We start from the raw sequence: 2,535 nt of genomic DNA, 5'->3' as shown, positions 1-2,535 counted from the left end.
GGTTCAAATCCTGCCCCCGCAACCAATGAATCCTGCACCAAGAACTTATTAAGAACGCCAGCATCCGGGTGATGCATGGCGTTCTTTTTGTTTGTGGCAAATCCCAGCATCGCAGCCAAGTCCCCTTCAAGGAAAATCCCAAGCTCGTCCTTCTCGGGAATAAGCCTGATCCGCGTGATCAGAGACCGGATCGCTTCCTTAGCCTGCGTCCCGGTAACTTCGTTTTGCAGGCTGTCTTGGAGCATCGCAATTTTCTGCCGATACAGCTCCGCCATGTTCGGATGAAGGAGTGGTGGGGGAGAAGGCGTGTCAGCCAGACGCGCTTCGATCTCCGCCTTGCGGGATTCGAGTTGACCGATGCGGTCTTTGAGGCGTGATCCCGGGACGCCGTCGAGAATGGCCTGAATGGCCTTGTCCAGTTCGCGCTCGATTTTGGGAAGCTCGGATTTCAGGGAGAGTAAGTCGGCTCTTTTTTCCATTCGCAGCCGGTTGACCTCTCGTGTGAACGCGTCACAGAATTCTTTGAAGAGGGCGGGATCCATCATTTGCGTTTGCAAACCGTTGAGCACGGATTTTTCCAGAACGTCCCGTCGAATTGTCAGGCGGTTCTCGCAGGTGCCCTTGTTGCGAGCCGTCGAGCAGCCGAGGTGATGTTTCGAGATCATCGAGAAGCCACCGCCGCAACAGCCGCATTTGATAAGGCCTGTCAAGAGATGGGTCGGACGCTGCAGGGCGTTGAGCGGATGTGTGCCGGTGCCGCGGGATTTCTGGGACCAGGTCGTCTTGCTTTGACGGGCTTTGACCGCATCCCAGAGATCCTGCTCGATAATCCGCAGTTCAGGAACGTCGTGAAGAGTCCATTCGGATTCAGGGTTGAGGCGCGAGACGCGTTTTCCAGTGCCGGGGTCCTTGATGTAGCGCAGCCGGTTCCAGATCAGGCGACCGATATAGAGTTCGTTGTTGAGGATGCCTGTGCCGCGTTCCCGATTGCCGTTGATCGTTGACGGACTCCAGGCTCCGGACAGGGGACCGCGAAGACCTTCTACGTTCAGGGTAAGAGCAATGACTTTGGGAGATTTGCCGTCGGCATACTCCCGAAAGATCCGGCGAATGATCTCGGCCTGCTCGCCATTGATTGCACGTTCGCCGTAGATCGCCTCGCCATGAGTGTCGTGTTGCCGGACAACATCGTACCCATAGCACAGGCCGCCCCCCGATTTCCCGTCCTTAATACGGCCGTAGAGGCCGCGATGGGTGTTTTTTGAAAGTTTATCAATGAACTCCGCGTTCATTGTGCCGGTCAGGCCAATATGCAGAGCAGTGATCCTGCCCTCACTGAGCGTCTCGATTTGCACGTCCGCAAACTTCATGCGCTTGTAAAAACCCGCCACGTCTTCCTGATCACGGGACAGGCGGTCCAGACCCTCTGTCAGTACGATTTCAAACTGTCCGGCCCGCGCCTGTGTCATCAGGTCCTGAATGCCGGGGCGGAGCAGGGTTGTACCGGAGATCGCCCGGTCACTGTAGGAGGCAACGATCTGCCAGCCGTTTTTTTCTGCGTGTGCGCGGCAGATCCGGAACTGGTCCTCGATGGAGGCATCCCGCTGGTTGTCCGAGGAATAACGGGCGTAAAGCGCAACTCTCATGACGGTTCGATCCTGTCAGTTCTCTGCGACGTCCTCCTTCAGAGGATGTCGTGATCTTTGCTCTAAGTACCAGTCTCTGGCCGCCTGCCGGGCCAGAAGTCGAACCAGCGACCTGAGGGCGTGTACGGACTGAGGTGTTGAACACACCTGCTGGGGCGACTGAATAGGGGTGACGGGGTCGACCATCGCGCTGTGCCTCCGGAATTGCAAGCACGATCCTCGCGATAAAAAAGAGGTCTGAAACGTTCCCTTTGAAGGGGACTCTCCAAATGACGCTTAATGGCAAGAGAGTGTGCCGGACTGATGGTCATGATTTGCGGGGCTTTGACTCAGGACTTTCCTGTCTGGCTATTTCCTGGACAAGACTTTTGGGCAGGGCCGGCAGTGGCAGGAAAAAGGGCGACCCTGACGCTCTGTCAGGCTCGAGAAACGAAGGGGGTGTGGTGCACTGCTCATAAAAAGCACGGCGCGTCTGATAGATCTGGCCTGTTATGCCACTCCTGATCCGTATGAACGGAGCGGTCTGGGCCAGCCATGAGGCTGGATCGAATTCCGGGGCGGAGAGTGCAGTCGCCTCGGGACAGTCAGAAAACTGGAAGCGGGGACTATTGCTCTGCAGAAGCTTCTGTTCCAGTCCCCATCTCTGGAACCACAGGGCATAGGCGAGGGTTGCGACTGTCAGTTCCCGGTCACGATCATCGTCCATGAAACTGCGCCGGGGGCGCAATGGCCGGATATCGTAAGTGCCGGCCCTATGCCGCTCCTCAGCATTATGAGAGGGAAGATAATGGGTGCACCAGATGACATCCATGGCTGCCAGAAGGGGAATAACGCCTGCGAACCTTTTTTTGATTTCAAAAAAATGGACTTGTAACGGTTTTGTGCCGGT

At 56.4% G+C, this 2,535-nt stretch carries 2 protein-coding genes; both read right to left on the bottom strand.

All coding sequences use genetic code 11. The features are described 5' to 3' along the window. On the bottom strand, window positions 1–1,646 hold a 1,646-nt coding region (locus AD928_RS00405; RefSeq protein WP_062247370.1), incomplete at its 3' end, for a recombinase family protein. A 678-nt stretch (window positions 1,647–2,324) separates the two neighbouring features. Further along, window positions 2,325–2,535, bottom strand: a 211-nt coding sequence (locus tag AD928_RS15020; RefSeq protein WP_209436621.1) for a hypothetical protein, incomplete at its 5' end; no start/stop codon positions are given.

Origin of the sequence: Acetobacter cerevisiae (genome assembly GCF_001580535.1) — a bacterium.
GTDB lineage: Bacteria > Pseudomonadota > Alphaproteobacteria > Acetobacterales > Acetobacteraceae > Acetobacter > Acetobacter cerevisiae.
The sequence above is the reverse complement of the archived record's forward strand: the minus strand, read 5'-3'. Positions and strand labels throughout refer to the sequence as shown.